We start from the raw sequence: 7,671 nt of genomic DNA on the forward strand, positions 1-7,671 counted from the left end.
TTTAATTGCTTAAAATTAAAAGTATTAGTTTCAAAGGTTTTCGAGACAATTTTATTGAACTGTACTTTTTAGAATCCTACGATCTCCAAATAACATTATTATCAAAATATTTTTCAAAAAAACACCATAAACCAAAACTGCATCAAACACAAATTAAACTTCTGTTCCTAACCAAATCAGCTTTTATCGGCTAGTAAGTAAATTCATCTAAAAATTAAAGATTTTAAGTAACAAAACGCTCCAAAAACCTACTAACACTCTGTAAGTCAACACAAAAATACCTACTTATTTTGTTTAATGAAATAACCGACATGCTTAAACACACTTAGAATTTTAATAGAAACACCTTAGATTTTTCAAGGTTTTCCCCAAACTGAAGTATCTCGTTTCTCTATAAATTGCCACTTAAAAAAGGGAGTATAATTGAACAACTATTTTATCATAGAAACTGAAGAGCCTATTATAAATAGCATTATAAAGGTTTTAGATGATCTACCAGATTTTAATCTTATAGGTTGTTCTCATGATGCATCAGAATCTATGAACAGCATCTTAAAAGACATGCCCGATTTAATTTTTATTAATATCGACACGTCTATTGATGATCCTTTCGAACTTGTAAAGGAGACCAAGCAATACTTAAACAGTGATTCTGAATTTATAGCCATTTCCTCTTCAAAAGAAAAAACCTACGATGCTATTAAAACAGGTTTTTTTGATTATCTGCTAAACCCTGTTAGCGAATTAGAAATAAGAAAATCAATACTTCGATTTAAAAAAAAACGCCCTACTAAACTGAAAGAGACCATTTGCCTCAAATCCTATAAAGATTATAGGTATTTACGTACAGATGAGATTTTATTTTTAAAGGCTGACAACAACACAACCGACTTTCATATGCTTGATGGCAATACTATAAATGCTTTTAAGACCCTTAAAGCTTTCGAGTCTGTACTGCCGAAAAACTTTTTACGCATACATAAAAGTTATATTGTAAATAAAAATTATGTATGCCGCGTTAATTACGGAAAATTAACCTGTACCATTAAAAAGAATAATAATACCGTTCCGTTTACAAAGACCTATCAGGATAATATCGATTTTATGGTTAACACCTTTTCGAGGTCTTCTGCCCTACTTTTAAACTAAATCATTTCCCTTTCAAAAACCACCATTTCACTCACAGAACTTAGTGTTTCACTAAAGCTCATTTGATATGCTTTGAAGGGCTAAAACCGTCCCATATATTTGTCTTGTTAAGAAATTTCTACACTGATTAACAAGTAGTTACACCTGCTCTTTAATACAGTAAACACATGCGCATTACGAGTTTCAGCTAGTCTCTGGCTCAACACCCTATTGTTTAATTTTTAAAACGTAATGACATGCGAATTTTACGAACACTCATCGTTCTTTTTATTTTTTCTAATTTGATTATTTCTTGTACAAAACAAGACATTTCTGATGATGACACCTTAATTACAGATACAGAAAATGTGGTTGCTAATGACGACAATAAAAAGCCACCTCCACCACCTGAAGATTAATCTTAAAAACCTAAACTTACGTTTAGGTTTTTTTTATAGGTTTGTGTAAATCTTTTTTCACTTGAAAATAATCTTTAATAAATTCACCTTTAGTATTCCTTTTATCTTGTTATTAACAGCATGTAATTTAAAACAAGATGAAAGCGATAATTCAAATGAAATCAGAGTAAACATTTTATTAGAAGATTCTAAAAATAACTCATTTGATATAAATAAAAGAAGAACAAAATTACTTAGTGCATATAAGATCAATAAAACCGTAAATAATGAAACCTTAAAAAAAGATCTTTTATTAAAAATAATAGACCAAGCCATCAATCTTAAAGATTCAACACTATTTATAAACGCTAATAACTTCAGACTTTTATTATCAAAAAAATTGAACGATACCTTAAGTATTGGTGAATCCTTATCCCGATTTGGTAATTATTATTTTTTAAAAGAAGAATTTGACAGTGCTTACATAGCTTACAATCAAGCCTACAAACTATTCGATAAAATTCAAAACGATTACAATACGGGTAAAATGTTATACGGCATGGGAGCCATTAAAAGTAATTTAAGAGACTATACTGGGAGTGAAGTTTTAGCATTTAAAGCTATTGAATTATTAAAGCCCCTAAAAAAGAACACGTCCCTTCTCCTTTGCTATAACCTATTAGGAATAAACTTCTCTGAACTTAAAGAATATAACAAAGCCATAGTGCATTATAATAAAGCTCTGGAATATGCAAAGAAAATCACAAACCAAAGTTTTTATAGAGAAATCGGCTTGAACAATTTAGGATTAACTTATCATCATACAAAACAATACGATCATGCCATCTCTTTTTTTAAAGAAGCTTTAAATAGTCAGAATTTAAGAAAAAATGATATCGATTTATATGCTACCTTAATCGATAATTTGACCTATACTCAATTTCTTAACGGAGACACTTTGCAACTAGAAGAAAATTTCAACAAGTCTTTGAGAATACGAGACAGCATACATAATGTCTCAGGTGTTGTATTAAACAAACTCCATTTAGCAGAATTTTATATTTCCAAAAGTGATACGGCCAAAGCCTTGTCACATACCAAAGATGCCCACGTTTTGGCTAAAAATGTGGACAACCATCGTGACAGACTGGAAGCCTTAAAACTCCTTGCCAAACTCGATAAAAAAAATGCACCAGCTTATTTGGAAGAATATATTGCTTTAAACGACAGTTTACAGGCGCAAGAGCGTGCCGTCCGTAATAAGTTTACACGCATTCAATACGAAACCGACGAATATATTGAGGAAACCAAACGCCTGTCGCAACAAAACATACTCATCTCAATTATTGGAGGAGCACTAGTACTGGTTTTTGCGCTTCTGTATTTTATTAAACGGCAAAAAGCCAGAAACAAGGAGCTCCTTCTGGAAAGTGAACAACAAAAGATCAACCAGGAAGTGTATGCGCTTATGCTCAAACAACAATCCAAACTCGAAGAAGGGCGCTTACAGGAACGCCACAGAATATCTGAAGAACTACACGATGGCGTGTTAGGAAAACTGTTTGGCACCCGCGTTGGGCTGGGATACCTCACAATGGAAAATACCATAAGTGACCCCGAGGAGTTTAAGTCTTATTTACATGAGATACAGCAAATTGAAAAGGAGATAAGAGCTATTTCCCATGAGCTAAAACACGACATATTAACATCTAAAGCAGATTTTGCTTCCATTATAGAGCAATATGTATCCAATCAAAGTAGCCTTAATAATTTTAACTATACATTTAACAATAATGCAGACCTCCCCTGGAGTGCTATTGAGGACGAAGTTAAAGTAAGTGTATACCGCATTGTGCAAGAGGGCATTCAAAATATCGTAAAGCATGCGAAAGCAACTACTGTTGCAATAAGTTTTAATTTAACGTCCGAATCACTACATTTAACAATTACCGATAATGGTATCGGGTTTGACACAAAAAAACACAAAAGAGGCATTGGTCTCAAAAATATGGCATCCAGAGTATCCAAATTGAATGGCAAAATAAATATCAACGCTGCTAAAGGACAAGGAACCACTATAACAGTTACCATACCATTATAAATATGAATTATGGCAAGCACGTATAATGTTCTTATTGTAGACGACATCCTCTTTCATAATTGAAACTTCTAGATTAAAAGGCTTATATTCTGGGATATTTTCAGGACTTATTGCTTAACCTTTACTAAAAAACCTAATTATTACATCAATCATTTCTAATAAACCAACTCGCTTTTTACTTATAATAATATATGACTCAACTTTCGTTTAGGTTTTTTTTATAGGTTTGTGTAAATCTTTTTCACTTGAACATAATCTTTAAAAAATTCCCTTTAAGTATTTTTTTTATCTTGTTATTAACTGCATGTAATTTAAAACAAGATGAAAGCGGCAATTCAAATGAAATCAGAGTAAACCTTTTATTAGAAGACTCTAAGAACAACTCATTTGATGTAAATAAAAGAAGAACAAAATTACTTGGTGCTTACAACATCAATAATTCCCTAAGTAATGGCACTTTGAAAAAAGAGCTTTTTTTAAAGATAATGGACCAAGCCATTAATCTTAAGGACTCAACACTTTTTAAAAGCGCTTATAACTCTGGACTTTCATTATCAAAAAAGTTAAATGACACTTTAGGCATTGGTGAATCTTTATCCCGATTTGGAAATTATTATTTTTTAAAAGAAGAATTTGACAGTGCCTATATAGCTTACAATCAAGCCTACAAGCTATTCAATAAAATTAAAAACAACTACAATGCTGGAAAGATGCTATACGGTATGGGCGCCATTAAAAATAATTTAAGAGACTATACAGGGAGTGAAGTTTTAGCGTTTAAAGCCATTGAATTGCTAAAGCCACTAAAAAAAAACACCTCTCTTCTTTTTTGCCATAACCTTTTGGGAATAAACTTTTCAAACCTTAAAGAATATGATAAAGCCATAATCTATCATAAAAAAGCTTTGGAGTATGCTAGTAAAATAAAAAACGAAAACTTATACAGGGAAATTAGCTTAAACAGCTTGGGTTTAGTTTACAGAGCAACAGGTAATTACAAATTATCTATTGATTATTTTGAAAAAGCTTTGCGAAACACCTCTTTAAGAAAAAACGACACTCATTTATATTCTATTGTAATTGATAATCTAACCTATACTCGATTTCTTAACGGAGATACTCTACAACTGGAAGAAAATTTTAATAAGTCTTTAAGAATACGGGATAGTATGCACAATGTCTCAGGTGTAGTTATCAGTAAATTACATTTAGCCGAATTTTATGCTTCCAGAGGAGATTCTGCCAAAGCTTTAATCTATACAAAAAACGCTTCTAATTTAGCTAAAAGTGTTGATAACCATCGTGACCGGTTGGATGCTTTGAAACTCCTTGCCAAACTCGATAAAAAAAACGCCCCAGCCTATCTGGAAGAGCACATTGCTTTAAACGACAGTTTACAGGCGCAAGAGCGTGCCATACGCAATAAGTTTACACGCATTCAATACGAAACCGACGAATATATTGAGGAAACCAAACGCTTATCGCAACAAAATTTATTTATATCTATTATTGGAGGAGCACTAGTACTGGTTTTTGCGCTTCTGTATTTTATTAAACGGCAAAAAGCCAGAAATAAGGAGCTACTTCTGGAAAGTGAACAACAAAAGATCAACCAGGAAGTGTATGCCCTTATGCTCAAACAACAATCCAAACTCGAAGAAGGGCGCTTACAGGAACGCCACAGAATATCTGAAGAACTACACGATGGCGTGTTAGGAAAACTGTTTGGCACCCGCGTTGGGCTGGGATACCTCACAATGGGAAATACCATAAGTGACCCCGAGGAGTTTAAGTCTTATTTACATGAGATACAGCAAATTGAAAAGGAGATAAGAGCTATTTCCCATGAGCTAAAACATGACATATTAATATCTAAAGCTGATTTTGCTTCCATTATAGAGCAATATGTATCCAATCAAAGTAGCCTTAATAATTTTAACTATACATTTAACAATAATGCAGACCTCCCCTGGAGTGCTATTGAGGACGAAGTTAAAGTAAGTGTATACCGCATTGTGCAAGAGGGTATTCAAAATATCGTAAAGCATGCGAAAGCAACTACTGTTGCAATAAGTTTTAATTTAACGTCCGAATCACTACATTTGACCATTTCTGACAATGGTATTGGATTCGACCTTAAAAAGAATAGGAAGGGCATTGGTTTAAAAAACATGGAATCGAGGATATCGAAACTTAATGGAAAAATAACCATTAACTCTATTAAAGATGAGAGCACATCGATAATTATTACAATACCTGTTTAAAAATTGAATATGGCACGTACCTATAATGTTCTGATCGTAGATGATCATCCTTTAATTATTAAAGCCTATGATAGTGCTTTACAACACATTAGTAAACAAGATCCAAATGTAAATTTCAACATTGAAACAGCTAGGGATTGTGATTCTGCCTATCAAAAAATCACTGAATCGCAAATCAACGATGGGATCGATCTTGTTTTTTTAGATATAAAGCTTCCTCCATCAAAGGATGGAAAGATCATATCGGGCGAAGACCTTGGCCTAAAAATAAGAGAGGAAATAGACACTGTTAAGATTATTATATCAACTATGTTTGATGACAACAACAGGTTACATAGTATTCTTAAAAATGTTAATCCAGATGGATTTCTAATAAAGAGCGAACTAACTCCTGACATTCTAACTGATGCAATTACCACCGTTTTAACAAGTCCGCCCTACTATAGTAAACCAGTCTTAAAATTACTCCGAAAAATGTCTACTACTAACTTTGTATTAGACAGTATTGACAGAAAGTTACTCTTCGAATTATCAAGAGGCACAAAAATGAAAGAGTTGCCCAATATTTTATTACTTTCCATTGCTGCTTTAGAACGCCGTAAACGCATACTTAAAGAACTTTTTAATGTCGTTGGCAAAGGTGACAGAGCATTGATTGACGCCGCCGAAGAAAAAGGTTTTATTTAGTTAAGACAAATTTAAAACCCACCCTAACCCTGTGAACAACATAATAGTATTAAAACCAAAACACTTTAGAATCTCATTAAGAAAAAATAACTTTTTGCAAGAACCCTGTTAACCCTGAAACATTACATTACAAACATAATTCCCTGGTGTTTCTATATTTTTCTTAAAAAACGTACCCTCTCATAAATCAACAGCGTGATTTATTGAAACCATGAATACAAAGCATATATTTTAGTTAACTTTTGCTTCTACCTCTTTTTGATATTGACTTGGTGTTTTTCCTGTAACATTTTTAAATATTCTATAAAAAGCAGATTTGGAATTAAAACCACAATCTCCTCCTATAGAAGAAATTGTTTGGTGCTGATACCTTAAATCCATTAGTCGCTTCTTCACTTCTTCTACTCGATAATAATTGACATAATCATAAAAATTCAAACCAACATAATCATTTAACAGCATCGACAAATGATTTGAAGAAACATCAATCTTATTTGCTAAATTACTTAATCTTAAGTCTGGATCTAAATATAATTTTTCTGATTTCATCAACACCTCTAAAGCAACTAACTTTTCTTTATTTTCTGAATCTATTTCTGGGATTACTACTTCTGTTTTTTGGGGTTTTCGTAATGCCTTTCTATTCTGTCTTCCAATCAACACCCCTGTTATTAAAAATGGTATTAGTATTATTAAGCTAACTATAACCACTTTAAGCATCTTACTATTCAGCACATCCGACTTAACATAAACATCTAAATAGATTGGAGCATTATTCCATACACCATCATTGTTGGCAGCCTTTACTTTAAAACGATACCTGCCTGAAGGCAAAAGAGAATAGATTGCCAAGGGATTTTTACCAGAAATCCGACTCCAATTTGCATCAATCCCATCTAACTTATAAAGGTATTCATTTCTATATGCTGAAGAATAGGACAAAGCCGAAAATTCAATCTCAAATCTATTTTTCCCAAAAGGCAAGGTTATTTCACTCCCTGACTGCAATGGTGAACCCAATACAATAACTAAGTGTTCGTGTGGTCGGTACGGCCAAACATGAACACCGTGTTGACTGAACCGGTTTTGGTCG

At 32.7% G+C, this 7,671-nt stretch carries 6 protein-coding genes; 5 read left to right on the forward strand and 1 reads right to left on the reverse strand.

What is annotated here, in order from left to right; all coding sequences use genetic code 11:
* The first annotated feature begins 423 nt into the window (after positions 1-423).
* From ABD792_RS17565 to ABD792_RS17585, 5 genes are all read left to right on the forward strand, one after another.
* Positions 424-1,149 (forward strand): LytR/AlgR family response regulator transcription factor, encoded by a 726-nt coding sequence (locus tag ABD792_RS17565; protein WP_345007681.1) that lies wholly within the window; start codon positions 424-426, stop codon positions 1,147-1,149.
* A 236-nt stretch (positions 1,150-1,385) separates the two neighbouring features.
* Positions 1,386-1,547, forward strand: coding sequence for a hypothetical protein (locus ABD792_RS17570; RefSeq protein ID WP_345007682.1), 162 nt, complete (start codon positions 1,386-1,388; stop codon positions 1,545-1,547).
* Between the two features lie 61 nt (positions 1,548-1,608).
* On the forward strand, positions 1,609-3,627 hold the full coding sequence (locus ABD792_RS17575; RefSeq protein WP_345007683.1) for an ATP-binding protein: 2,019 nt from the start codon (positions 1,609-1,611) through the stop codon (positions 3,625-3,627).
* A gap of 245 nt (positions 3,628-3,872) precedes the next feature.
* On the forward strand, positions 3,873-5,891 hold the full coding sequence (locus ABD792_RS17580; protein WP_345007684.1) for a tetratricopeptide repeat-containing sensor histidine kinase: 2,019 nt from the start codon (positions 3,873-3,875) through the stop codon (positions 5,889-5,891).
* A gap of 9 nt (positions 5,892-5,900) precedes the next feature.
* A complete protein-coding gene (locus tag ABD792_RS17585; RefSeq protein ID WP_345007685.1) occupies positions 5,901-6,578 on the forward strand; it encodes a response regulator in 678 nt (225 codons plus the stop codon).
* A 231-nt stretch (positions 6,579-6,809) separates the two neighbouring features.
* Here ABD792_RS17585 and ABD792_RS17590 read toward each other — a convergent pair.
* Positions 6,810-7,671 (reverse strand): helix-turn-helix domain-containing protein (locus tag ABD792_RS17590; RefSeq protein ID WP_345007686.1); only part of this gene is annotated, 862 nt, incomplete at its 5' end.

This window comes from Snuella lapsa (assembly GCF_039539345.1).
In the GTDB taxonomy this organism is placed as follows: domain Bacteria; phylum Bacteroidota; class Bacteroidia; order Flavobacteriales; family Flavobacteriaceae; genus Snuella; species Snuella lapsa.